Here is a 21,761-nt window from a genome sequence, read left to right on the forward strand (position 1 = left end):
GCCTCAAAGGTGCGTTCCTACTCCGGTTTGCTTGTTCATGTCTTCGGACGGCTTACTGCTGCCGTGCTCATCCTCGCGCTCAACCCCTGATTCGCATATAACATAGTACATGTCATCGTAACGTAATGCAAGAAGGTGAGTCTCTTTTTTGTAATACTACCCTGTGCGTAGCAACCTGTGTGATGTGTAGTATGCACAGCAGCGCAATTTCAGGCGATAAAGAAACGTGCCGGTGGCCCGACCGGGGATATCCGGCGATGCAGATACAGATATATGAAGGCACCGCTCGTCCAAAACATGTCTTCATTAGAGGACGGACTGAGCGGAGGGGCGTCACGTAAGGATATGCATGCTGAAAGATGTGCCTGCCATCAACAAAAAAAGCGCCTCAACGTGCAGGTCAAGGCGCTTTCTGGTACCGCGTACGGGATTCGAACCCGTGTTACCGCCGTGAAAGGGCGGCGTCCTAGACCAGACTAGACGAACGCGGCATCTTAATATGTGAGGGTGACCGGAGGGATTTGAACCCTCGGCCTCCAGGACCACAACCTGGCGCTCTAACCAACTGAGCTACGATCACCATGTTGCACTCACGGAGTAAACACGATACAAGGCCCTTTGCTTTTTTGCAAGGCGCTTACCGTGAAGCCGCTGTGCATTGCTTTTTAAGCTATCGTACAGCTTGAGTATTCAAACTTTCCGAGGCTCGTCTCAGCGCAGCAAGCTCTCCGTTAAGGCATACACATTGACGCTGCCCCCCTATCGGTGTTCCAGGTTCACGAATCACTCATAGGAAGCTGTCATGAAGCATCGAGCTGTGCGTTAACGTCGACCATCTCGATCGCTGCAAGTGCAGCCTCTTCGCCCTTGTTTCCAGCTTTCGTGCCGGCCCGTTCAATCGCCTGCTCAATTGTGTCCGTCGTAATCACCCCGAAGATTACAGGGACTCCAGTGTCTACGGAGACGGTCATATTTCCACTGGTTACCCCCGAGCACACATAATCGAAGTGAGGCGTGGCTCCACGGATAACCGCTCCAAGCGTAATAATGGCGTCGTATTGCCCGGAGGTTGCCATTTTTTTGGCAAGCACCGGTATTTCAAGTGCTCCTGGGCAGTAGGCCACAGTCGTTTCGCTGACATCGGCTCCGTGCCGACGTAAGGCACCGAGCGCGCCCTCAAGAAGCTGCTCTGTAATGAGCTCGTTGAAGCGGCTTACGATGATTCCAAAGTTAGCGTCTTCAACGATGTGGCGTCCTTCGATGCGGTTGGGCATATTGTATGCAGCTGATGGTCGACAAGAATGCAGAAGCTGTTACGTGCAGGCTGATGCGATTCGTTCCCAGGCGCGTCGCGAAAGTCCGATGCGCCCCGGATACCGATGCTCGGTCAGCGGACCATGAAAGTCGGATCCGCCGGTCACGTGCAGCTCGTGCGACCGGGCCCGATTCCGGTAGTAAGCTTCGAGCGAGGCGTCGTGGGAGGGGTGTACGCATTCAAGTGCATCGAGACCCGCTTTGATCATGCCGCGGAGCACGGTGCCTGGCAGCCAGTGCCCCGGATGCGCAATCGATGCCACGCCTCCAGCAGCCTGTATCTGATGCATCACGGCAACTGCATCAACAGTTGGCAGAGGCACATAGCCCGGCCCCCCGTCGCCCAGGTACCGCTCAAACGCCTCGTTAACCGTATCCACCGCCCCTGCCTGCTTTAAGGCCGCCGCAATGTGCGGACGCGCGACAATCTCTTCAGGGACTTGCTCGGTTACGTCCTCCCAGGAGATAGATAGGCCGCACTTCTCGCGGAGACGCTGCACGATTGCCTGTGCCCGGGTGCGTCGGGCTGTTTTGTAATCATCAAAATGACGACGCAGCGCCGCGTCGTTCGGGTCGATGCCATATCCGAGCAGGTGCAGCCCGTGCCCTTTAAAATGCACCGTGCACTCGACCCCTGCCACAACGGTGAGCGACGTCGACGCGGCCGCTTTCTGGGCAGCCTCTATCCCGGCAACGGTGTCGTGGTCTGTAACGGCCAGCACCTCTATCCCTGCATCACAGGCGGCTGCCACCAGTTCGTCAGGAGCAAGCCGTCCATCTGAAGCGGTGGTGTGGGCATGCAGGTCGGCGTAAATCATACGGATGCGGAGCGCAGGGCGGAGAAAACGGGGACGTTCGCATCCCCCTGAACCGTACCCTACTGACGAAGTTTACCTCTGTGGTTTTTTCTCACTGAGTTTCTTCTTTGTATGGACCGGCTTTGGAGCCCCTGGCGCGCCGCGTATGTTGAGAATGCAAATGATCGTCCAGATCTGGATGCGGATGAGTCTATCTTCTCGCATCTGGTACGCCAGGATAACGACCGCGAGAATCTGATTCTATGGCGTGGCGAGCAGGTATTCGTCATTATGAACCTGCACCCATACAACAACGGCCACCTGCTCATCTTGCCGTACCGGGTTGTTGCTGAATACGATGCCTTGACAGATGCCGAACGAAGTGCGCTTGCACAGGCGGCCAACCGGTGCGTGAAGTGGCTCCGCAAGGCGCTTCACCCCGAAGGATTTAACATGGGGATCAATGTAGGACGTGCCGCCGGGGCCGGCATCCCGGAGCATCTGCATATGCATGTAGTGCCGCGCTGGAGCGGAGATACGAACTTTATGCCCACGACCGGGCAGACGAAAGTGATCCCTGAGTCGCTCAACGATACGTATGCAAAGATCCGCGCCGTCATCGAGGCAGACCCGGATGCCTGATTTGTACCGATAGCTGGTACAGGTTCTTAATTTTCCTACCGTTTGCTTCATTCAACCGATACGTCCGACTATGTCTGACGCCTCTCTCGATGTACTTCGCGATCAAGCCGATGCGTACGTCTTCCACCATGTGCACCCTCGTGTCCGATTTGGGACCGCCAGCGATCGGTACGCAGGCTGGATCGGCCAGGTGTATCCTGAGGAGGCTGCTTCGGAAACGACCTCGCAGTCGCGCACCCTTGGCGGCGAGTCTTACACCATCGACAAGGTCCCGATCTCCTATGCGCCGCACTACTTCGATCATTTCTCGGTGCTGGAGATCGACTTCACGTTCTATCATCCCTTGCACGACGCAGGAGAGCCCACGCGCACGTTTCACACGCTGAAGCGTTATGCCGACGCGGCCCCCGGGAGTGCGCGGTTCTTGCTCAAGGCCCCTCAGCGATTCAGCGCACGCACGCTTCGCTCCAACACCAGCAACGGACCCCGATACACGACAAACGCCGACTATCTCGATGCGGAGGCATATGTAGATACGTTCCTGGACCCTGCCCGTACGCTCCTTGATAATCGCCTGGCTGGCATTATTTTTCAGCAGGAGTATCAGCGCAAGCGCGACAGCCCGCCGCCCCATGCCTTTGCAGAAGAGCTTGATTCGTTTTTCAGCGCGGTACCTACCGAGATCCCCACGCACCTCGAAATACGCTCTGGTCATCTCTTGCAGCCTGTCTACTTTGACTGGCTTAACACCCGCGGTCTCGGACATGTCTTCAGTCACTGGAACTGGCTTCCCATGATCCGCGAACAGTGGAATCGCTGTGGTGGACGCTTTACGCAGGGCAACAGCACGGTTGTAAGTCGCCTTCTCACGCCGCGCGACATGCCCTATGCCGAGGCATTCAAACACGCCTATCCGTTCGACAAGCCCGCGCCAGCCCTCTCTGAAACCAGACAGGCCCGCGACATGGTGCTCGATGCCACCGCGTTGGCTTTTCAGGCGGAGCAGCAAGATACCACCCTCTACCTCATTGCCAATAACCGAGCCTGGGGAAACGCGCCCGACCTGGCACGCACCGTTGCGCATCGCATTTTGGATGAGCGAGAAAAGCGATCATGAGATGCGTAGCTGCAGCGACGACCTTGGTGCACCGTATACCTCTCGCCCGTCTTTTCTATTCGTACGTCCTATTACTCATCAAGGAAGTGTTGCAAGATAAGAGCCGCCGCTGCCGCATCCACCCGGCCCTTGTCATGCCGACCGGGCTGTCGTACCCCCGCGTCGCTGAGTGCCTGCTGGGCAAGCTCTGATGTGTTGCGTTCGTCGCGTTTATCGACAGGCACCGAGGGCAGCGCCTCCCGAATCGCATCGATACACTTCTGTACAGTCTCAGTCATTGCTCCAGCGGTACCATCTGGCTTCAGGGGCCAGCCGATGACAATGCGTGCAATCCCGTGCTTGCTATGGATGGCTTGCAGCTCATCTACAAGCGCTGGGGGAGACACCGTGCGATGTGGACGTGCCACCATGTGGAGCGGATCTGAGAGCGCAATTCCTACTCGCTTGGTGCCGTAATCGATGCCAACAAGACGTGGAGGGGTTTCAAGCACGGTGTTCAAGCACAGTGGTGCAGGGCTATAATCGGACGTAGCTGGAACGCGGTATGACCACGTTGGCGGAAAGCTTCGCAACGCAGATGGCCGACACAGTGTCCACAGTGAACATGTTGCCAATGAACATGGTGCTAATGAACATGATGCAGCAAGTCCAGGCGCGCTGATAGTACCAATCTCATAGTACCAATCTCATAGTACCAATCTCTTGGCGTGTCTGTAGACACTACATGACTTGGGTATCAGGTTGGAACCACACTGCCTGCTATCACCGACCAGCGTGCTCCTGAGCGTAATCTTGTAGGCTACCGTCCTACTCATCGTCGTCGAGGTGTTTATCGGCACTGCCTTCTGGAATTTCGTACCCCAGTTCATGCAGCGGAGTCTGCAGCACCTCGCGGATGCGTTTGCCTGGACGGAAGTGGGTCTTTCGGCGGCTGTGTACGAACACAGTCTCGTTGGTTTTGGGATTGCGTGCCTTGGGCTTTGCTTTTGTTTTCTTTACCTCAAACACGCCAAAGTCGCGCAGCTCGATGCGCACCTCGGGGTCAGCTTCGAGGAGGAAGTCGCCCATCGCGTCGAGCACCGCGTTGACCCACGGCTCGCTCTTATAAACGGGGGTATCCATCTCCTGCGCAACACGGCGCGCAATATCTTTCTTTGTGATGGTTTCAGTACGTTCTGCCATGGTACCAACGTAGCTTATGAGACTGAATCGATGAGTTGGACTAACATACTGCGGGCCGAATGCCTGTTACGTGAAGCTACGCAGTGCAGGCGCATCACTATTCAAGTAAGCTATTCTTCTCAAGTAAGCTATTCTTCAAAACGATAGACCCCGTGAATGCCGTCGATCCGCTTCAGGCGTTCCATGAGACGCTTCAAGTGCTCCAGGTCGCTCACGTGAAGCACGATCGTCCCTGAAAAGATACCGTCCTCCGAGTCAATAGTTATAGACCGAATATTCGTCTTTAAGTTCTTGGAAATCACGGTTGTCAGGTCATTAACCATTCCGACCCGGTCTTCACCGACAAGACGCAGAGCTGCACCAAACTGCACATCGTTCTGATGACTCCAGTCTACCTCGAGGATGCGATCGGGGTGGTTTGCAAGCAGGTCGGGCGCATTCGGGCAGTTGGAGCGGTGGATGTTGATCGACCCGGAGCGGCTCACGTAGCCGAAGACTTCGTCTCCCGGAATCGGATTGCAGCAGGCTGCGTAGTTCACCGCCAGATCGGTCTGCAGTTCACCGTTGATGAGGAGAGCCTGCTTGCCTGACGTCTGGGCTGCATCCAGAAACCGTTCGTACTTCTTTCGGAGCTCCTCTTCGTTAGCCTCTTTGGCGGCGGCTTCGTCGTTCTTGGCTCCCAGCTTGATCCGGTCGATGAGCTTCTGAGGCTCGTAGAGCCCACTTCCGATCTCGTAGAATAGCTGCTGGAGATCCGGGAACTTAAGCTCGTGCGCTACCTCTTGAAGGTCCTGGTCGCTAATCTCTACGTTAGCGCGGCGCGCCTCTTTCTCCCAGATCTCGCGGCCGAGCTGCGAGGTTTTGCGGCGTTTCTCGTTGGTCCAGTGGCGGATGCGACTACGCGCTTTGTGCGTAACGACAAAGTTAATCCAGTCTGGATTGGGGGATTGCTTTTTTGAGGTAATTATCTCCACCTGATCACCGCTTGCCAGTTCGCGCGAGAGAGGCACCATCTTACCATTGACCTTCGCACCGATGCACTGCATGCCCACTTCAGTGTGCACCTTGAAAGCGAAATCGACAGGCGTGGCCCCCTGTGGAAGCGTCATGAGATCGCCCATTGGAGTGAAAACGTAGATCTCCTCGTCGTACAGATTCAGCTGAAACTCCTCGACAAACTCCGTTGCCTGTTCAGGCTTGGGACTGTCGAGCAGGTCGCGAACCCAGTCGAGGAACTGGTCCATCTCCTCATCCGAACGGTCGCCCCCCTCCTTGTATTTCCAGTGCGCAGCCACACCGCGCTCGGCCACTTCGTGCATCTCTTTCGTGCGTACCTGTACCTCTACGCGCCGCCCTTTTGGGCCAAGCACCGTAGTGTGCAAGCTCTGGTAGCCGTTCGACTTGGGAACCGATATAAAATCTCGAAAGCGCTCTGGGAGCGGCTTGTAAAGATCGGTGACAATGGAGTAGATTCGCCAGCAGTCCTCCCGCCCTTTCTTTCCGCTTTCATCAAGCACAACGCGAATCGCAAAAATATCGTAGATCTCTTCAAGCGGTTTATTCTGCCGCTTCATCTTCCGATGAATGGAGTAGATATTCTTGACCCGCCCATAAATATCAAACGTAAAGCCCTCTGCCTCAAGGCGCTGTTTCAGCGGCTCGGTGAAGTATGCGATGTACGCCTCCCGCTCCTCTTTTCGGTCGGCCAGGCTGTTCAGGATATGATAGTATGAATCGGGGTCGAGTACCTTCAGCGACAAGTCTTCGAGTTCGCTCTTGACCGCGAAGAGCCCAAAGCGATGCGCAAGCGGGGCAAAGAGCTCTTTTGTTTCGCTTGCCTTCTTGAGTTGCTTCTCTTTAGGAAGCGCCTCGATCGTGCGCATGTTGTGCAGCCGATCAGCAAATTTAACCAGGATGACACGTAGGTCGGTTGCCATCGAAAGCATGAGCTTGCGCACGTTCTCTGCCTGCCCAAGCTCTCGACTCGCAAATACCCCGCTAATCTTGGTAAGTCCGTCGATGATCGTTGCGAGCGTGTCGCCAAACTCTTCACGAATGAGACCGATCGAGAGGTCGGTGTCCTCAACAACGTCATGCAGGAGCGCAGCCGCTACGCTTACATCGTCAAGACCTATATCGCGCGCTACAATGTCTGCAACCTCCATTGGATGCGCAATGTAGCGCTCCCCCGAAGCCCGCCAGTGGTGCCGATGCGCCCAGTAGCTCAGCCGAAACGCACGCCGGACCATGTCTTCGTCTACGTTAGGCAGATGCGTGCGGCAGTGCGCAAGTAGGCGCTCCAGACGAGCTTCAAATTTCGGCTCAATGGAGATATTGGCCTCTTTCAGAACGGAGGAGGCTTGAATCATAAATGCTGTATAACCCCGTGAGTATAGGCGTGCTGCTACCCTATACGATGCTTATGTTCGCGGGATTCATACAAAGCGTTCTGTCAGTGTAGGCACCTTACCATTAGAGGACCTCTCCACACGTCCTCAGCGCAACCGGTCCCAATAAAAAAGCGAGACAGAAGCGGTTTCGCTTCTATCTCGCTTTCGGTTTTTGACGTTACTGTAGCCGGCGCAGCAGGCATCCAGACGAGATGGACCGCGTCTGTACGGTGTACTTCTACCTTTTGCCTGCACGATACGGGGTGCTACTCTTCGTCATCATCACGGCTTCCCTTACCGCTACCACGACGTGTGCGCGATCCGCTGCTGCTTCCGCCTGCTGTTGACGGGGGAACGTCGTTGTAGTCAACAAGCTCAACGAGTGCCATCTCGGCGCCACCGTTGTTACGCTGACCCAGCTTGATGATGCGCACATAGCCGCCCGGGCGATCTCCTACTTGCTCTGCGATGTCGTCAAAGAGCGTAGTTACGGCCTTCTTGTCTTGCAGGTAGCGAAAGACCTGACGGCGGTTGTGCTCGTTGTCTGTTTTTGCTCGCGTGATGAGCGGTTCAACAAACGGGCGCATCGCCTTTGCTTTGGCGATGGTGGTACGGATCCGTTTGTGCTCAATCAGCGCGTTTGAAAGCGCCTGCAGGGTCCGTTTGCGATGCGCGCTGGTGCGCCCCAGCTTGTGACGTTTTGTGCGGTGTCTCATGACAATCTATAAACCAAAAGTAATCGTGTTTATTGCGCGAGGGCCTGTGCGGTACACAGGCAGTCTCGTTCAGTAGCGTTAGCTGCCGGACTGTTCTTCCAGATACTCTTCGACGTTCATTCCGAAGTGTAGTCCACGGTCGTCGAGCACTTCAACCAGCTCCTGCAGTGACTTACGTCCGAAGTTGCGGAACTTGAGCATCTCGCTTTCTTCACGACGCACCAGGTCACCAATGTTCTTGATGCTTGCCGCTTTCAGGCAGTTGTGCGAACGAACCGACAGATCGAGTTCGTCGACGGGCTGTGCCAGCAACTCGCGAATGCGCTTAACTTCTTCGTCGACTTCCTGCTCTTCAACAACCGGCTCTGGCTCTTCGTCGAGCTGAATGAAGAACTGAATGTGATCGCGCAAGATAGCGGCGGCACGCGTCAGTCCTTCTTCAGGCGTGATTGAGCCGTCGGTGTCTACCTCAAGGGTGAGCTCCTCATAGTCGATCTTCTCTCCGATACGCATTGGCTTAACCGAGTACTTCACGTTCTTGATCGGCGTGAAGATCGAGTCTATTGCGATCACCCCGATGGGGTCATCTTCGCGCTTGTTCTCGTCAGAAGGAACGTACCCACGCCCGTACCCGATGCGAAGATCAACGTTAACAGTTGCATCTTCAGCAAGCGTGGCGATATGATGATCCGGGTTTAGGATCTCAAACTCGCTGGTTGCATCCTGCAGATCGGCGCCCGTCCAGTTACCCGGTCCCTCCAACGTCAAGTGAATGTGCGCCTCGTGCATTTCCTCTGACTTCAGGCGTACGCCTTTCAGGTTGAGGATAATGTCCGAAACGTCTTCGGTCACCCCCGGGATCGTCGAGAACTCGTGCTGAACTCCGTCGATCTTTATTGCGGTAATGGCCTGTCCACGCATAGAGGACAAAAGAACGCGGCGCAGGGCATTGCCAATAGTAATGCCGAAGCCCCGTTCAAGCGGCTCGATAACAAACTGTCCGGTCGTGTCGGAAGCGTCTTCTACGTGGACCGCTTCCGGCATTTGGATCCCAAAGTTATTCATACGCTCAAGTCGGTATTTTATACAAAGGCGGTGCGGAGCGTGGTACAGGCACACAGGCGAGCGGCTGCTACGGCCTATCTGTGCCTCGTCCAGACTGAAAAGATGAAACTGTTACTTGGAGTAGAGCTCCACAATCAGTTGGGATTCTATATTTTCGGGGATCTCATCTACCTCAGGCATGCGGATGACGCGACCTTTCGCATTTCCGTGGTCTACTTCAAGCCAAGGAAAAACACGGCGCTGGCGCTCGGTGTTTTCTTGGATTGGTTCGATGGTCTTGCTGCGGGGGCGGACCTCAATGACATCATCTACGCTCACCTCATAAGAGGGGATGTCAACCGGACGATCGTTAACCAGGATGTGGCCGTGGTTCACAAACTGACGTGCCTGACGACGTGTGCGTCCGAATCCCATGCGGAAGACAATGTTGTCGAGCCGCATTTCAAGCATCTGAAGCAAGACATCTCCGGTAACGCCTCGCTTCCGGGTTGCACGGTTGAAGAGATTCTTGAACTGGCGTTCAAGCATCCCGTAGGTGTACTTTGCTTTCTGCTTCTCTTTGAGCTGAACCGCGTACTCACTCTCGCGACGACGACGCCCACGACCATGCTGTCCTGGGGGGTACGGCTTGCGCTCCAGTGCTTTACTGGGCCCAAAGATTGGTTCTTTGAATCGGCGGGCTACTTTTTGTTTGGGGCCTCGGTATCGAGCCATGTGACGCTTTGTTATATATCTTGGTGTACAGTAAAATACAGATGTTCAAGCAACGTGGGGCGTGCGGCATCCCACCGTGCAACGACTGTGCGACATCAACGCGGGTGCGTCTTGATCGCCAACGATCCATGCATATGCTGGAGTAAGTGGTCTGGCATATGCGATGGACGGACGGTCTTGATCACACGCGGCGACGCTTTGGAGGGCGGCATCCGTTGTGCGGTAGCGGCGTAACGTCGCGGATCGTAGCAACCTCAAGCCCGACATCGGAAAGCGCACGCACGGCTCCCTCGCGACCCGAACCAGGCCCTTTCACGTACACATCTACACGTCGCAGTCCGAGGTCGTAGGCCTCTTGTGCCGCAGCCTGGCCGGCACGTTGTGCAGCGTAGGGAGTGTTTTTGCGGCTCCCTTTGAATCCCATCTTGCCAGCACTGGCCCACGAGATGGTGTTGCCATACTGGTCGGTGAGGGTTATAATAACGTTGTTGAACGTGGACTTGATGTAAGCCCGTCCGTTCGATTCAACGACGACGTTCTTCTTGCGAACGTTTCGTTTTCCTTTTCCGCGTTTGCCTTTTTGCTTTGCCATATCAGAGGGTTATCCAGTGTTAAGAGAGGGAGCAGTTGGCCTGTAGTGTATGAGCCTGTTGCCTGCCAACACGCTTGCTGACATACTACCTCATACTGCTATGTCCGCCGGGTTACTTGCGTGGAGCCGTTTTCTTACCGGCAACGGTTTTGCGCTTCCCTTTGCGAGTACGTGCATTGGTCTGGGTACGCTGCCCACGCACAGGAAGCCCCTTGCGGTGGCGCTGGCCTCGATAGCATCCAATTTCCATCAGACGCTTGATGTTCATCTGCACCTCGGTGCGCAGCTGTCCTTCTACGACGTACTCTTCTTCGATGAGACGGCGTACCTCACGCGTCTCAGCGTCAGACCATTCACGCGGCAGTTTATCTTTGTCGACGTCAGCGCGTTCGAGAATCTCTTGCGCGCGTGAGCGCCCTACACCAAAGATATCGGTGAGCGCGATTTCGCTACGCTTGTTTTCGGGAATATCGACTCCGGCAATTCGTGGCATAAGATTTCAGTACTTAATCAGGTCAGAGGTTGAGAGCGGGGCATAGCAAGGGCAGGTCTGCTCGGCATTTCGTGGCCCAGAGCAGGGAAAGTAGGCTGCGTGAAGCCGCCACACACAATGCAAGCGGGCTTCCAGGCAGATACTACTGTACTATCGCGCTACTTGTAGCGGTATACAATGCGACCTTTAGAGAGATCGTAGGGGGAGAGCTCCACTTTGACGCGGTCTCCTGGCAGGATCTTAATGTAGTTCATACGCATCTTGCCAGAGAGCAGGCCGAGGATCTCGTGCCCGTTTTCCAGCTCTACGCGAAACTGCGCATTAGGAAGAGCCTCAAGGACTTCTCCGTCTTGTTCGATGGCTTCTTCTTTGGCCATGGGTTATGCTGATTCTGAAACAGTCAGTGTGTATGGTGGGCTGTGTACGTCCTCAATGTAGTCAAAGGTGCTGAGCACCTCGTATCCATCTTCTCGGATAGCAATCATGTGCTCATAGTGAGCCGAGGCGCTGCCATCTGCTGTCCGTACCGTCCAGCCATCAGCGTCTGTAGTTACTTCGCTGACGCCAACGTTTATCATAGGTTCAATGCAGATAACGAGCCCAGGTTTTAATCGACGTCCAGTACCAGGGGTGCCATAGTTCGGCACCTGGGGCTCTTCCCAGAGACTTCGTCCAACGCCATGCCCACAGAGGGCTTTTACGATGCCATATCCGTTGCATTCCGACTCAACGGCATGGCCAATGTCTCCGGTTCGGTTGCCAGGTTGAGCACTTTCGATGCCTGCAAGCAGCCCTTTGTGGGTCACGTTGCAGAGCGCTCGTTTCTCTTGCGATATCTCGCCGACAGCAAATGTGTAGGCGCTGTCGCCGATAAATCCGTCAAGAACAACCCCGCAATCAATTGAGAGCAGATCGCCCTCTTTGAGGGGGTCACTGTTCGGAATGCCGTGAACAACCGCGTCGTTAAGGGAGACACAAAGTGTGGCAGGAAAAACATTACTACCGGCCTTGTGGCCCTTGAATGCCGGCTCTGCCCCGTGGTCGCGTATGAAGTCTTCTGCGATCGCGTCAAGCTCCAGTGGCGTGATTCCGGGTTCCACGTGTTTTCCGACCTCGCCGAGGGTACGCCCCACAAGGTCGGCGCTTGCACGCAGGTGGTCAATCTCGCGTTCGCTCTTCAGATGAACCATGTGGCGTTGTATAAAACCGGGGAGGTACGTGGTCCAATTCATGTTATCCGCGTCGCCCGCGCATCTTGCCACTCTTCATGAATCCGTCGTAGTGGCGCATGAGCAGGTGGCTTTCTATTTGCTGGAGGGTATCCAGAGTTACCTGAACAATAATGAGCAGGCTCGTTCCCCCGAAGAACATCGCGAAGCCCTGTGAGACACCGGCCTGCATCGCAAAGGCAGGCAGAATAGCTACGAAGCCAAGGAAGATCGATCCGGGTAACGTAACGCGCGTCAGGATATTGTCGATAAACTCGCTTGTCTGCTTTCCGGGGCGAATTCCCGGAATGAAGCCCCCTTGGCGCTTCATGGTATCGGCCATCTCTTTGGGGTTCACCGTGATGGCCGTATAGAAGTAGGTAAAGAAGAACGTCATGAAGAAGAAGACGAACGAATACCCAAACCCTGATATATCAGAGAACCAGGCGCCCATGTTTTGCATGAACGGGCTCTCAGGAAAGAAGGCGGCCACCGTCGACGGAATAAACATAATCGACTGGGCGAAAATAATCGGCATCACACCTGCAGCATTCACACGGATCGGCAGGTACTGTGTTGTGCCTCCGTATACTTTTCGCCCAACCACACGCTTCGCATATTGCACCGGTATCCGGCGTATCCCTTGAGACACCAGCACGATTCCACCCGTGATGAGCGTCCACATGCCGATCTCCAGCAGGAAGATGAAGAAGTTGTTCGTGAGGTTGAACTCGTTGATAACCGCGTTCGGCAGGAACGCGATAATTCCGATTGTAATGAGGAGCGAGATACCGTTTCCAATACCGTCTTCGGAAATACGCTCACCAAGCCACATGACGAACACCGTTCCCGAGGTAAGCACGATCACGGTGGTTACCATGAATAGGGTCGGGCCAATGACAATGGCACTCCCTGTAGCACCGTACTGCAGATTGATCGCATACCCGATAGATTGCAGCGATGTAATACCGACCGTCAGGTATCGGGTAATCTGAGTAATTTTTCGGCGCCCCTCTTCGCCCTCCCGTTTCAGCTTCTGAAAGTACGGCACGACCGCTCCCATCAGCTGGATGATAATAGCAGCCGTAATGTACGGCATAATGCCCAGGGCAAAAATTCCGGCTTGCAGGAAAGCTCCCCCCACAAACATGTCGAGGAACCCAAACAGGCCGGCGTCGCCGCCCTGTGCGGTTACATCGGAGAGAACCTGTGCATCTACCCCTGGAAGGGTAACATAGGCACCGATGCGATAAACGACGAAGAGCCCGAGCGTATACATAATACGCTGTCGAAGCTCTTCGACTTTCCAGATGTTACGAAAGCTTTCGGCAAGACCAGCCATACGAAGGGGCGTTCTCTGGTGAGCGTGTATTTGCAAACAACACGACCACCGATGGGTGTGGACGTTGTTTACGCGACGAGGGCAGTAGTGCCGCCGGCATCCTCGATCTTGCGCTTAGCGGCACTGCTGAATGCATGCGCTTGCACATCGATCGACACATCAATTTCTCCTTCTCCGAGAATCTTGACGCGTTCAGCACTACGCACTGCGCCGGCGTCTTCAAGGACGTCAGGAGTGATAGGTGCGTCTGCACTGAGCACACCTTCACCAAGCAGGCGAGCGATGCGCTCAATGTTAATGATGCTGTACTCGGTCGGGAACGGATTGTTGAACCCGAACTTTGGCAGGCGACGGTGCAACGGCATCTGGCCGCCCTCAAACCAGAGCGGGCGGTTCTTGCTGCCCGACCGGCTCGACTGGCCTTTTGTGCCTCGGGTCGAACTATGGCCGCCTCGTCCGGAGCCGACACCGCGGCCCAGTCGTTTCTTCTTTTGTGTGGCCCCTTCAGCAGGGGAGAGATTACTAAGATCCATATCAGTATATACTCAACGCTAATGCAGGGGCATTAGCACATGATGGAATAACGAACGAACAGAAAGCAGTGAGGGAAGCCTCGCTGGTTAACCGCCGAATGCGTTGAAGGCCGCCTTTGTGAAGGCAGGAGCTCTACGCTTCCTCAGACTCTTCAATAGAGACCAGGTGGTTCACTTTTGCAAGCATACCACGGATCTGCGGAGTGTCTTGGTGTTCGACTGTGTCATGAGGGCGACGCAGTCCCAGCGCTTTCATCGTTCGACGCTGCCTTTCAGGGCGGCTGTTCAGGCTTCGCACCTGTGTGATTTTAAGCGTAGACATAAATTTGTGTGCAACTGTGCAGGCCAGGGTGAAGATCTTCGGGGGTTACCCGTTGAACACTTTCTCAAGTGGGACGCCACGGCGGCGGGCAACTTCAATTGCATCTTCGAGTGATTCGAGCGCATTGATTGTTGCCTTCACCTGGTTGTGCGGGTTACTCGTCCCAATCGACTTGGAAAGCACGTTGCTAAGTCCTGCGCATTCAAGCACAGCACGCACGCCTCCGCCCGCAATCACACCGGTACCCGGTGCCGCAGGCTTCAGAAGCACTTTACCAGAGTCCTGACGCCCAATTACCTTGTGTGGAATGGTGCCATCTCGGATTGGAACGCGGACCAAGTTTTTCTTGGCATCCTCGTTCCCTTTCGAGATCGCGCTGGCTACCTGGTTTGCTTTTCCGAGACCGGCTCCAACGAGCCCATTCTCATTGCCAACGACTACAATCGCATTGAAGGAGAACCGGCGTCCCCCTTTCACCACTTTCGAGACCCGGTTGATCGCGACCAAGCGATCGACCCAGTTCTCTTGTCGACTGTTTCCGTTGGAGCGCTTCCGTCTTTTCTTTCCTTTGGCCATAATTGGCTACTGTTCTACAGGTATTCGTGTGCGGGAGTAGATTTACAGATGCAGGCCGCCTTCGCGTGCTCCTTCGGCAAGTGCTTTTACACGGCCATGATACTTGTATCCGCTCCGGTCAAATACGGCGCGCTCAATACCAGCATCTTTTGCACGCTCAGCAAGTATGCGACCGACTTCATGACTTGCACCGACAGGGTCTTCAGCGTCAATGTTGTCATCTCGGGTCGAAGCAGAGGCAAGCGTGTGACCTGCCCAATCGTCAATCAGCTGTGCGTAGATGTACTTATTGGAACGGTACACCGACAGCCGTGGGCGAATCGAACTCCCCTGGATGGTCTGTCGAATGTTTTTATGAATGCGCTTGCGGCGCGCTCGTGTCTTTTCTTTGCCTTTAGCCATGCTTGTATTGTACTATTTTGTTCAATGCGTTGGCATATGGGTTTAGCAGGCTGCGACCGGAAGTCCGTTTGAGCTTTTCTGCGTTTTATGCAGTGCGTCGTAGTGCGCGAGCATCCAACGGGGTCGACGGCGTCTCTGCGACCTGTTTGCCGATGACCTAATTGGGAGACTATCGGGCAGCAGTTTTTCCGGCCTTCAGTGGCACGTGCTCATCGGTGTAGCGAACGCCTTTACCTTTGTAGGGCTCTGGCGGACGCAGGTCGCGGATCTTAGCAGCAACCTGACCGACGAGCTGCTTGTCAATGCCCTCAATCGTGATGGTGTCGTCTTTCCCCCGCCCTGATTCCACCTCCAAATCCACCTCTTCAGGCGGCAGGAAGAATATCGGATGGGAAAACCCGAGAGCCAGTTCAAGCGTGTCGCCGCTCAGGCTTGCACGATAACCGACTCCTTTAATCGTGAGCTCTTTCTTGTAGCCCTGCGTTACTCCCGTCACCATGTTCTCAATCAGCGACCGAGACATGCCGTGCATGGATCGGTGGCGCTTCTGATCTGTCGGACGGTTCACAACGATGTTATCGTCTTCAATGGCGATCGACATTTCGGGGTCAATCTGCTGGGTCAGTTCTCCTTTCGGACCTTTGACCGTCACGACGTTTGTGTCGCTGACCGACACCGACACGTCGTCGCCAAATGTGATGGGCTTACTACCTATACGAGCCATGGATACACCTTCATTTCAAATTGAGCAGGTACAGACGCTTCGAAAGCGCAGATCTAAAATACGTGGCCGATCACTTCACCGCCGACGCCAAAGCGACGTGCTTCCTTGTCGCTCATCACCCCACGCGAGGTTGACAGGATGGCGATGCCAAGCCCGTTTTTCACGCGTGGTAGTTCGGTCGACTTGGCGTACTCGCGAAGGCCAGGCTTCGATACGCGCTTCAGCATCTGAATCGCGGGCGTTCCCGAGCGATCGTACTTCAGGTAAATACGGAGCCGGCCTTGTTTGCCATCGTCGATATTGAGGTAGTTTTTAATATACCCCTTCTCCATCAAGATCTGGGTGATGGCTCGCTTAAGGTTCGAAGCAGGGATCTCCACGTACTCGTGGTTGGCCTGCTGCGCATTACGAATGCGCGCCATATAGTCGGCTACAGGATCAGAAATTCCGCTCATTGTATGTCAGTCCGTCTCTATTGGTCATAAAGCATACGCGCAAGGAAACGCGCCGCAGTAGGGCATGCACAGATGCATGACCGGTGCAGTATGGGGTGGCGCTACCAGCTGGACTTCCGTATTCCAGGGATCTTACCTGACAGGGCAAGCTCACGAAATACAATCCGGGAAACGCCAAACTCACGCATGTAGCCGCGTGTGCGCCCCGAAATAGGGCAGCGATTGTTCTGACGCACGGGGCTGGCATCGCGGGGGAGCTTTTGCAGCTCAACCCAACGGCCTTCCTCCTTTAGCTTGCGTCGCTTTTCTTTGTACTTTTCGTAGGTTTCGCGGCGCTTCTTTTCGCGCGCGATCCAGCTTTTCTTAGCCATAGCTTTTGGGCTCGTGTGTATTCAGCAAACTCGTCGGCAAGTGCGGTGCAGGGCTGCAAACGAGCAGTGGGCTCGCATGAGCACAGATATAAGCAGTAGAAAAACTATTCAGTAAAACTACCTGCCAGCAGCCATGCGCTGCTATGCAGCAACAGCCTCATCTTCTTCACGACGCACGAAAGGCATGCCAAGCTCTTTAAGGAGCGCGTAGGCCTCCTCGTCGGTCTCGGCGGTCGTAACAAACGTTACATCCATCCCGCTTACACGGTCTACGTTGTCTACGTTGATCTCGGGAAAGATCGTCTGGTCTTTAATGCCGAGCGAGTAATTTCCGTGTCCGTCGAAGCTGCGGTCAGGTATGCCCTGAAAGTCACGCACGTTGGGCAGCGCAAGCGTTACCAGGCGATCGAGAAATTCGTACATCCGCGCGGTGCGCAATGTAACACGAACTCCTACCGGCACGCCTTCGCGAATCCCGAAGTTCGAGATACTCTTTTTCGCGCGAGTCACCTCCGGGTGCTGCCCCGTTATGGAGCGCAACTGTTCGATCGCATCGTCAAGCAGTTTCGGCGTTTCTTCAGCCTCTCCTACTCCTTTATTGATGCAAATCTTTTCCAAGCGCGGAGCGCGCATCACGTTGTCATACCCGAACCGCTCTACAAGCGTGGGCAAAACTTCGTTTTGGTACTTCTCTTTAAGTCGTGGAGAGTCTGGCATGACGTCGCTTTATGTCAATTAATTCGCTGCACAATACACCCAGGCGCGAGCCTACTGCAGATGTTGAGAATGAGCTTGAATGCAGGTGAGTTCCTGCTGCATCCTCGTTTCACGTAGATGGTTTAGTCGTCAAGCTCCTGTCCGGTCGTTTTCGCATACCGTACCCAGCGGCCTTTACCGGTTTCTGGATCTTCGATTCGCTTGCGTCCTACCCGGGTCGGGTCGCCGTTTTCATCAACGGGATTCAAGTTTGAAACATGAACAGGTGCTTCACGCTCTACACGTCCGCCCGACTGGTTCTGCTGGCTGGGTTTTTCGTGGTAGATGCGCATGTTTACACCCTCGACGATCGCGCGCTCGCGCTCAGGAAATACGCGAAGCACTTTGCCCACGTATCCCTTTTCGCGATCTTCTCCGGCCGAGGAGGCAGACGTTATGGTCTTGTTTAACATGACCATGTCGCCTTTCTTGATGTGCAGCTTCCGCTGCTTATTCGATGTACGAGGCATAGTAGTGTCTCAAGTTGTATATTATAGTACCGATGGTGCGAGTGCTTTCACTTCCCTAAGCGTTTCTCATTGCATTTTGCCTGGCCAGTACATACTTCACATGCCTGTGCCTGTACACAATTCGGCGCTACGCTCAGGACACGCAGGCGGCACGTTCAGACAGCCAAGCGGGTCGGTTGTGCAAGCACGTGAGCAGGAGCAGAGGTCTGCTTACAGCACCTCAGGGGCCAGCGACACGATGCGCATGAACTGCTTTTCGCGCAGCTCTCGGGCTACCGGGCCAAATACACGGGTACCGACCGGCTCGCCCTGTTCGTTGATAAGCACAGCCGCATTTTCGTCAAAGCGAATGTACGATCCGTCGCTTCGCCCCACCTCCTTGCGTGTCCGTACCACAACAGCCGGGCTGACCTCTCCTTTCCCTACTGTTCCGCCAGGAATGGCTGATTTAACGGATACAATGATGCGATCTCCAAGGCTCGCGTAGCGGCGTCCGCTACTTCCAAGAACTCGGATGCATTGCACTTCCTTTGCACCGCTATTGTCGGCTACTTTAAGTCGTGATTCCTGCTGAATCATCGCTTGTCACACAGTCAAATATGAAGAAGAGGTACATGATGCAGTGTCGACTCGCTGTACGGAGAACGCACTGCATGGTCTGCGCGAGAGGCTGCAGCACTCGTGCTGAAGCCGTTTTCGCAGGCGTAGCGTGGTTTCGAAGGCCTCGCAACATGAAGGCCTCGCGAGACTTACTCGGCACGCTCAATAATTTTCGTGAGGCGCCAGCGTTTGCGCTTGCTCAGCGGACGCGTCTCCATGATGCGCACGATGTCGCCTTCTTCGGCTACTTCGTCTTCGTCATGGGCGAGCATCTTAGTTGAGCGCTCCAGGTACTTTCCGTACATGGGGTGCTTCTTCTGGCGACGCACGTTTACGGCGATGGTCTTATCCATCTTCGTGCTCACAACGATGCCAACGCGCTCTTTACGAGCGTTGCGCGCTTCTGAAGAGGCACCAGAGTCTGTTGCTTCAGCGTCAAGCGCTTCGGTATCAGGCGTATCAGTCATATCGGGGAGTCAGGGTCTTGGAAAAGCGCACAGGCCAAATTATCTACGCGGTGGCCTCTGCTTTCTTTTCGGTCAGTATGGTTTTGAGGCGGGCTACGAACCGGCGCTTCGTGCGCAGAATCATTGGGTTCTCAAGGCGCCCGTGTACAGAGTGGCGAAAGCGAAGACGCTCAAGCTGGTCTTCTTCCTCCACAATGCGCGCCTCTATTTCGGCAATGCTAAGGTCACGAATATCTTTGGCTTTCATGACGACACAGATGTTTTGAGTACAGGGGGAGGCGGTGCGAAGCCTGTATGTCGGCTACGCTTCATCAGGGCCACGATAGGTTGGGCGAACGACAAACTTCGTTTTGATAGGAAGCTTGTGCTTTCCAAGACGGAGAGCCTCTTTTGCAACCTCACGCGACACACCCCCACCCACTTCAAAGAGCACCTGGCCAGGGTTTACAGGGGCTACGTAGAATTCAGGAGCACCTTTTCCTTTACCCATCCGCGTTTCAGCAGGCTTTTTCGTTACGGGCTTATCGGGAAAGATCCGAATCCACACCTTACCAGCGCGCTTCATATGGCGGTTGATTGCCACACGCGCGGCCTCAATCTGCCGGCTGGATATCTGACCTACCTCAAGCGCTTTTAGCCCAAAGTCGCCAAAGTTAATACGCGTTCCACGCTGTGCATTGCCTTTTTTCAGGCCTTGCCGGCGTTGTACTTTTCGGTGTTTTGTTCGCTTAGGTTGAAGCATAGTAGTTCGGGGTTGCTGCTGTCCGATTTATACTCGGCAGCACCTGATTCATTTCAAGAAACTCTTAGCGGCACAATAAGCCCGTACGGCTGCGCCTCTGCGTCTTTGATAGTCGCAGTCGTAATCGATCAATTGCGGTTTCGACGGCGGCGGCCACGTGAGCGCCCGCTCTGCTTCTGCTTGCGCTGCTGGGCCTGTACGTTCGGACTGAGGTCGGGCTGACCGAGAATCTCACCGCGGTGAATCCACACTTTTACGCCGATAGTACCGTAAATGGTCAGTGCCGTCGCTTTTGCAAAATCAATATCGGCACGAATCGTGTGGAGAGGAACGCGGCCTTCAAGATACTCTTCGATGCGTCCCATCTCTGCACCTCCAAGACGACCTGCAACGCGAATGCGTATTCCTTCTGCGCCCATTCGCATGGCCGAGGTCATAGCCTGCTTCATTGCTCGCCGGTACGAGATACGTCCTTCAAGCTGCTGGGCGATGTTCTTCGCCACCAGCGTTGCGTCAAGCTCTGGGCTTTTAATCTCGCTGATGTTGATCTGGATGTCTTTCCCAGTCAGCCGCTTCAACTCCTCACGTAGCTTCTCGACCTCGCTTCCCCCACGGCCAATCACGACGCCAGGACGGCTCGTGTGCAGCGTCAGGATTACGCGCTTCGGAGTGCGTTCAATCACAGCGCGGCTCAGCCCGGCACGACGCAGACGCGCATCCAGGTACTCGCGAATTCTGTGGTCTTCCTCTATGTTTTCTTGCAGGTTCTGCTCGGAGTACCAGTTGGAATCCCAACCACGAATGATACCGAGCCGAAATCCGATTGGATGTGTTTTTTGACCCAAGGGTGATACCTCGTTTTCCTATACAAATGTAGCGATCGAAAGCTGACGAATGGACGCGGTGCGTCCAGCGCAGCTACGCAACGGGCTCGCGCTCACGCACTTCCACGACAACCGTCAGGTGGGTGGTGCGCTTGCGAATCGGCTTCGCACGCCCGCGGGCAGCTGCCTTGAACCGCTTGAAAGTAGGCCCTTCGTCGGCGCGAATTTCTTTGATGACCAACTCGCTCTCATCGAAGCGCTCGTCATGCTTATCCATCAGGTTAAAGACCGCAGACCGGATTGTCTTTTCGACAACCTCTGTTGGTTTCTGAGGCATAAAGCTGAGGATGTTGATCGCTTCTGGCACCGAACGGTCACGCACCAAGTTGATGACGCGCCGCACTTTCATCGGCGAGTTCCGAATGTATTTTTGTACAGCTCGTGCTTCCATAATGCTTTTCAGTTTGTGGGCGCAGGGCCTCTCGTTGGTACATGCACGCTATCTCTGTTAGGCGCGGCGTGTTCGCTTGTCAACCTTCGATTTTGCGTGTCCCTTAAAGGTCCGGGTAGGCGCAAACTCTCCCAGTTTATGGCCAACCATGTTTTCTGACACATATACCGGGATAAACTGCCGACCGTTGTGCACCGCAAAGGTATGCCCCACAAAGTCTGGCGTGATAATGGAGTCGCGGCTCCACGTCTTGATGACCTTCTTTTTCTGGGACTCGTTGAGCGCGTCTACCTTGCGTTGCAGCTTGTAGTAGACGTAAGGGCCCTTGCGTAGTGAGCGAGGCATAATAGTTGGCTGGTGTAATCAGTCGGTAGCGTGCGTTAGCGGCAGTTCCTATCGGCGCTTCTTGCGCTCGGTCCGCCGCCGAATGATGTATTTGTTGGATGTCTTGTTGCGTTTGCGGGTCTTGTAGCCCTTAGCAGGCACTCCTTTTCGG

Annotated in this window: 30 protein-coding genes, 2 tRNA genes and 2 pseudogenes; 2 read left to right on the plus strand and 32 right to left on the minus strand. The window is 54.9% G+C overall.

The features are described from left to right. Positions 1 to 413 precede the first annotated feature (413 nt). The 4 genes from PPP56_RS11730 to PPP56_RS11745 all read right to left on the minus strand — a co-directional run bounded on the left by PPP56_RS11730 (position 414) and on the right by PPP56_RS11745 (position 2,132). Positions 414 to 491 (minus strand) — tRNA-Glu (locus PPP56_RS11730). Positions 492 to 506: 15 nt separating this feature from the next. After that, a tRNA-His gene (locus tag PPP56_RS11735) sits at positions 507 to 580 on the minus strand. A gap of 220 nt (positions 581 to 800) precedes the next feature. Continuing rightward, complete coding sequence (gene ribH / locus PPP56_RS11740) at positions 801 to 1,274, minus strand: 6,7-dimethyl-8-ribityllumazine synthase (protein ID WP_353564235.1); 474 nt, start codon at positions 1,272 to 1,274, stop codon at positions 801 to 803. A 39-nt stretch (positions 1,275 to 1,313) separates the two neighbouring features. After that, the gene (locus tag PPP56_RS11745; protein ID WP_353564236.1) at positions 1,314 to 2,132 is read right to left on the minus strand and encodes a PHP domain-containing protein; all 819 of its coding nucleotides are present in this window, start codon (positions 2,130 to 2,132) and stop codon (positions 1,314 to 1,316) included. A 111-nt stretch (positions 2,133 to 2,243) separates the two neighbouring features. Here PPP56_RS11745 and PPP56_RS11750 point away from each other — a divergent pair, with 111 nt between their 5' ends. Together PPP56_RS11750 and PPP56_RS11755 are read left to right on the plus strand one after the other, a co-directional pair. Further along, the gene (locus PPP56_RS11750) at positions 2,244 to 2,753 is read left to right on the plus strand and encodes an HIT family protein (protein ID WP_353564237.1); all 510 of its coding nucleotides are present in this window, start codon (positions 2,244 to 2,246) and stop codon (positions 2,751 to 2,753) included. A 70-nt stretch (positions 2,754 to 2,823) separates the two neighbouring features. Next, complete coding sequence (locus tag PPP56_RS11755) at positions 2,824 to 3,870, plus strand: DUF72 domain-containing protein (RefSeq protein WP_353564238.1); 1,047 nt, start codon at positions 2,824 to 2,826, stop codon at positions 3,868 to 3,870. Between the two features lie 71 nt (positions 3,871 to 3,941). Here PPP56_RS11755 and ruvX read toward each other — a convergent pair whose 3' ends face one another. The 28 genes and pseudogenes from ruvX to rplB all read right to left on the minus strand — a co-directional run. After that, complete coding sequence (gene ruvX, locus PPP56_RS11760; protein ID WP_502912577.1) at positions 3,942 to 4,370, minus strand: Holliday junction resolvase RuvX; 429 nt, start codon at positions 4,368 to 4,370, stop codon at positions 3,942 to 3,944. Between the two features lie 307 nt (positions 4,371 to 4,677). After that, on the minus strand, positions 4,678 to 5,052 hold the full coding sequence (locus PPP56_RS11765) for an HU family DNA-binding protein (RefSeq protein WP_353564240.1): 375 nt from the start codon (positions 5,050 to 5,052) through the stop codon (positions 4,678 to 4,680). A gap of 128 nt (positions 5,053 to 5,180) precedes the next feature. Then, on the minus strand, positions 5,181 to 7,421 hold the full coding sequence (locus PPP56_RS11770) for a RelA/SpoT family protein (protein ID WP_353564241.1): 2,241 nt from the start codon (positions 7,419 to 7,421) through the stop codon (positions 5,181 to 5,183). Positions 7,422 to 7,711: 290 nt separating this feature from the next. Continuing rightward, a pseudogene (gene rplQ, locus PPP56_RS11775) lies at positions 7,712 to 8,158 on the minus strand (50S ribosomal protein L17); the annotation flags it as partial. A gap of 78 nt (positions 8,159 to 8,236) precedes the next feature. Next, positions 8,237 to 9,223, minus strand: coding sequence for a DNA-directed RNA polymerase subunit alpha (locus PPP56_RS11780; RefSeq protein ID WP_353564243.1), 987 nt, complete (start codon positions 9,221 to 9,223; stop codon positions 8,237 to 8,239). Between the two features lie 111 nt (positions 9,224 to 9,334). Beyond that, positions 9,335 to 9,937, minus strand: coding sequence for a 30S ribosomal protein S4 (gene rpsD / locus PPP56_RS11785; RefSeq protein WP_353564244.1), 603 nt, complete (start codon positions 9,935 to 9,937; stop codon positions 9,335 to 9,337). A gap of 181 nt (positions 9,938 to 10,118) precedes the next feature. Next, on the minus strand, positions 10,119 to 10,529 hold the full coding sequence (rpsK, locus tag PPP56_RS11790) for a 30S ribosomal protein S11 (RefSeq protein WP_353564245.1): 411 nt from the start codon (positions 10,527 to 10,529) through the stop codon (positions 10,119 to 10,121). Positions 10,530 to 10,641: 112 nt separating this feature from the next. After that, the gene (gene rpsM, locus PPP56_RS11795) at positions 10,642 to 11,022 is read right to left on the minus strand and encodes a 30S ribosomal protein S13 (protein WP_353564246.1); all 381 of its coding nucleotides are present in this window, start codon (positions 11,020 to 11,022) and stop codon (positions 10,642 to 10,644) included. A gap of 158 nt (positions 11,023 to 11,180) precedes the next feature. After that, entirely contained in the window at positions 11,181 to 11,399 is a 219-nt protein-coding gene (gene infA, locus PPP56_RS11800; protein ID WP_098063378.1) for a translation initiation factor IF-1, read from the minus strand. Between the two features lie 3 nt (positions 11,400 to 11,402). Then, positions 11,403 to 12,212: a type I methionyl aminopeptidase gene (map, locus tag PPP56_RS11805; protein WP_353564247.1), complete on the minus strand. Its 810-nt coding sequence runs from the start codon at positions 12,210 to 12,212 to the stop codon at positions 11,403 to 11,405. A 43-nt stretch (positions 12,213 to 12,255) separates the two neighbouring features. Continuing rightward, positions 12,256 to 13,572, minus strand: coding sequence for a preprotein translocase subunit SecY (secY, locus tag PPP56_RS11810; protein WP_353564248.1), 1,317 nt, complete (start codon positions 13,570 to 13,572; stop codon positions 12,256 to 12,258). A gap of 68 nt (positions 13,573 to 13,640) precedes the next feature. Further along, positions 13,641 to 14,105 carry a 50S ribosomal protein L15 gene (gene rplO / locus PPP56_RS11815; protein WP_353564249.1) on the minus strand — a complete coding sequence of 155 codons (465 nt, stop codon included), beginning with the start codon at positions 14,103 to 14,105 and terminating at the stop codon, positions 13,641 to 13,643. Between the two features lie 133 nt (positions 14,106 to 14,238). Beyond that, the gene (gene rpmD, locus PPP56_RS11820; RefSeq protein WP_353564250.1) at positions 14,239 to 14,427 is read right to left on the minus strand and encodes a 50S ribosomal protein L30; all 189 of its coding nucleotides are present in this window, start codon (positions 14,425 to 14,427) and stop codon (positions 14,239 to 14,241) included. A 45-nt stretch (positions 14,428 to 14,472) separates the two neighbouring features. Beyond that, positions 14,473 to 15,003: a 30S ribosomal protein S5 gene (rpsE, locus tag PPP56_RS11825; protein WP_353564251.1), complete on the minus strand. Its 531-nt coding sequence runs from the start codon at positions 15,001 to 15,003 to the stop codon at positions 14,473 to 14,475. Between the two features lie 42 nt (positions 15,004 to 15,045). Beyond that, positions 15,046 to 15,405, minus strand: a complete 360-nt coding sequence (gene rplR, locus PPP56_RS11830; RefSeq protein WP_353564252.1) for a 50S ribosomal protein L18 — start codon at positions 15,403 to 15,405, stop codon at positions 15,046 to 15,048. Between the two features lie 169 nt (positions 15,406 to 15,574). Next, the gene (rplF, locus tag PPP56_RS11835) at positions 15,575 to 16,129 is read right to left on the minus strand and encodes a 50S ribosomal protein L6 (protein WP_353564253.1); all 555 of its coding nucleotides are present in this window, start codon (positions 16,127 to 16,129) and stop codon (positions 15,575 to 15,577) included. Positions 16,130 to 16,182: 53 nt separating this feature from the next. After that, on the minus strand, positions 16,183 to 16,584 hold the full coding sequence (gene rpsH / locus PPP56_RS11840; protein WP_353564254.1) for a 30S ribosomal protein S8: 402 nt from the start codon (positions 16,582 to 16,584) through the stop codon (positions 16,183 to 16,185). A gap of 101 nt (positions 16,585 to 16,685) precedes the next feature. Beyond that, a complete protein-coding gene (gene rpsN, locus PPP56_RS11845; RefSeq protein ID WP_353564255.1) occupies positions 16,686 to 16,955 on the minus strand; it encodes a 30S ribosomal protein S14 in 270 nt (89 codons plus the stop codon). Between the two features lie 141 nt (positions 16,956 to 17,096). Then, positions 17,097 to 17,672: a 50S ribosomal protein L5 gene (gene rplE, locus PPP56_RS11850; protein ID WP_353564256.1), complete on the minus strand. Its 576-nt coding sequence runs from the start codon at positions 17,670 to 17,672 to the stop codon at positions 17,097 to 17,099. 122 nt (positions 17,673 to 17,794) lie between these two features. Further along, entirely contained in the window at positions 17,795 to 18,181 is a 387-nt protein-coding gene (gene rplX / locus PPP56_RS11855) for a 50S ribosomal protein L24 (protein ID WP_353564257.1), read from the minus strand. A 210-nt stretch (positions 18,182 to 18,391) separates the two neighbouring features. Continuing rightward, positions 18,392 to 18,760, minus strand: coding sequence for a 50S ribosomal protein L14 (rplN, locus tag PPP56_RS11860; RefSeq protein ID WP_353564258.1), 369 nt, complete (start codon positions 18,758 to 18,760; stop codon positions 18,392 to 18,394). Between the two features lie 170 nt (positions 18,761 to 18,930). Beyond that, a complete protein-coding gene (gene rpsQ, locus PPP56_RS11865) occupies positions 18,931 to 19,248 on the minus strand; it encodes a 30S ribosomal protein S17 (protein ID WP_353564259.1) in 318 nt (105 codons plus the stop codon). 43 nt (positions 19,249 to 19,291) lie between these two features. Then, entirely contained in the window at positions 19,292 to 19,495 is a 204-nt protein-coding gene (gene rpmC, locus PPP56_RS11870; protein WP_353564260.1) for a 50S ribosomal protein L29, read from the minus strand. A gap of 54 nt (positions 19,496 to 19,549) precedes the next feature. Continuing rightward, positions 19,550 to 19,990 carry a 50S ribosomal protein L16 gene (rplP, locus tag PPP56_RS11875; protein WP_353564261.1) on the minus strand — a complete coding sequence of 147 codons (441 nt, stop codon included), beginning with the start codon at positions 19,988 to 19,990 and terminating at the stop codon, positions 19,550 to 19,552. Positions 19,991 to 20,118: 128 nt separating this feature from the next. Further along, the gene (gene rpsC, locus PPP56_RS11880) at positions 20,119 to 20,835 is read right to left on the minus strand and encodes a 30S ribosomal protein S3 (protein ID WP_353564262.1); all 717 of its coding nucleotides are present in this window, start codon (positions 20,833 to 20,835) and stop codon (positions 20,119 to 20,121) included. Positions 20,836 to 20,908: 73 nt separating this feature from the next. Further along, positions 20,909 to 21,265, minus strand: a complete 357-nt coding sequence (rplV, locus tag PPP56_RS11885; RefSeq protein ID WP_353564263.1) for a 50S ribosomal protein L22 — start codon at positions 21,263 to 21,265, stop codon at positions 20,909 to 20,911. A 57-nt stretch (positions 21,266 to 21,322) separates the two neighbouring features. Further along, positions 21,323 to 21,610 carry a 30S ribosomal protein S19 gene (rpsS, locus tag PPP56_RS11890; RefSeq protein WP_353564264.1) on the minus strand — a complete coding sequence of 96 codons (288 nt, stop codon included), beginning with the start codon at positions 21,608 to 21,610 and terminating at the stop codon, positions 21,323 to 21,325. Positions 21,611 to 21,658: 48 nt separating this feature from the next. Then, positions 21,659 to 21,761 (minus strand): annotated as a pseudogene (rplB, locus tag PPP56_RS11895) (50S ribosomal protein L2); the annotation flags it as partial.

The sequence above is a fragment of the Longimonas sp. genome (assembly GCF_040409695.1).
GTDB lineage: Bacteria > Bacteroidota > Rhodothermia > Rhodothermales > Salinibacteraceae > Longimonas.

Excerpts from the sequence above, each read along its gene's own strand:
- ribH (WP_353564235.1), bottom strand. The coding sequence starts at position 1,274 with ATGCCCAACCGCATCGAAGGACGCCACATCGTTGAAGACGCTAACTTT.
- PPP56_RS11745 (WP_353564236.1), bottom strand. The coding sequence starts at position 2,132 with ATGATTTACGCCGACCTGCATGCCCACACCACCGCTTCAGATGGACGG.
- PPP56_RS11750 (WP_353564237.1), top strand. The coding sequence starts at position 2,244 with ATGGACCGGCTTTGGAGCCCCTGGCGCGCCGCGTATGTTGAGAATGCA.
- PPP56_RS11755 (WP_353564238.1), top strand. The coding sequence starts at position 2,824 with ATGTCTGACGCCTCTCTCGATGTACTTCGCGATCAAGCCGATGCGTAC.
- PPP56_RS11765 (WP_353564240.1), bottom strand. The coding sequence starts at position 5,052 with ATGGCAGAACGTACTGAAACCATCACAAAGAAAGATATTGCGCGCCGT.
- PPP56_RS11770 (WP_353564241.1), bottom strand. The coding sequence starts at position 7,421 with ATGATTCAAGCCTCCTCCGTTCTGAAAGAGGCCAATATCTCCATTGAG.
- PPP56_RS11780 (WP_353564243.1), bottom strand. The coding sequence starts at position 9,223 with ATGAATAACTTTGGGATCCAAATGCCGGAAGCGGTCCACGTAGAAGAC.
- rpsD (WP_353564244.1), bottom strand. The coding sequence starts at position 9,937 with ATGGCTCGATACCGAGGCCCCAAACAAAAAGTAGCCCGCCGATTCAAA.
- rpsK (WP_353564245.1), bottom strand. The coding sequence starts at position 10,529 with ATGGCAAAGCAAAAAGGCAAACGCGGAAAAGGAAAACGAAACGTTCGC.
- rpsM (WP_353564246.1), bottom strand. The coding sequence starts at position 11,022 with ATGCCACGAATTGCCGGAGTCGATATTCCCGAAAACAAGCGTAGCGAA.
- infA (WP_098063378.1), bottom strand. The coding sequence starts at position 11,399 with ATGGCCAAAGAAGAAGCCATCGAACAAGACGGAGAAGTCCTTGAGGCT.
- map (WP_353564247.1), bottom strand. The coding sequence starts at position 12,212 with ATGGTTCATCTGAAGAGCGAACGCGAGATTGACCACCTGCGTGCAAGC.
- secY (WP_353564248.1), bottom strand. The coding sequence starts at position 13,572 with ATGGCTGGTCTTGCCGAAAGCTTTCGTAACATCTGGAAAGTCGAAGAG.
- rplO (WP_353564249.1), bottom strand. The coding sequence starts at position 14,105 with ATGGATCTTAGTAATCTCTCCCCTGCTGAAGGGGCCACACAAAAGAAG.
- rpmD (WP_353564250.1), bottom strand. The coding sequence starts at position 14,427 with ATGTCTACGCTTAAAATCACACAGGTGCGAAGCCTGAACAGCCGCCCT.
- rpsE (WP_353564251.1), bottom strand. The coding sequence starts at position 15,003 with ATGGCCAAAGGAAAGAAAAGACGGAAGCGCTCCAACGGAAACAGTCGA.
- rplR (WP_353564252.1), bottom strand. The coding sequence starts at position 15,405 with ATGGCTAAAGGCAAAGAAAAGACACGAGCGCGCCGCAAGCGCATTCAT.
- rplF (WP_353564253.1), bottom strand. The coding sequence starts at position 16,129 with ATGGCTCGTATAGGTAGTAAGCCCATCACATTTGGCGACGACGTGTCG.
- rpsH (WP_353564254.1), bottom strand. The coding sequence starts at position 16,584 with ATGAGCGGAATTTCTGATCCTGTAGCCGACTATATGGCGCGCATTCGT.
- rpsN (WP_353564255.1), bottom strand. The coding sequence starts at position 16,955 with ATGGCTAAGAAAAGCTGGATCGCGCGCGAAAAGAAGCGCCGCGAAACC.
- rplE (WP_353564256.1), bottom strand. The coding sequence starts at position 17,672 with ATGCCAGACTCTCCACGACTTAAAGAGAAGTACCAAAACGAAGTTTTG.
- rplX (WP_353564257.1), bottom strand. The coding sequence starts at position 18,181 with ATGCCTCGTACATCGAATAAGCAGCGGAAGCTGCACATCAAGAAAGGC.
- rplN (WP_353564258.1), bottom strand. The coding sequence starts at position 18,760 with ATGATTCAGCAGGAATCACGACTTAAAGTAGCCGACAATAGCGGTGCA.
- rpsQ (WP_353564259.1), bottom strand. The coding sequence starts at position 19,248 with ATGACTGATACGCCTGATACCGAAGCGCTTGACGCTGAAGCAACAGAC.
- rpmC (WP_353564260.1), bottom strand. The coding sequence starts at position 19,495 with ATGAAAGCCAAAGATATTCGTGACCTTAGCATTGCCGAAATAGAGGCG.
- rplP (WP_353564261.1), bottom strand. The coding sequence starts at position 19,990 with ATGCTTCAACCTAAGCGAACAAAACACCGAAAAGTACAACGCCGGCAA.
- rplV (WP_353564263.1), bottom strand. The coding sequence starts at position 21,265 with ATGGAAGCACGAGCTGTACAAAAATACATTCGGAACTCGCCGATGAAA.
- rpsS (WP_353564264.1), bottom strand. The coding sequence starts at position 21,610 with ATGCCTCGCTCACTACGCAAGGGCCCTTACGTCTACTACAAGCTGCAA.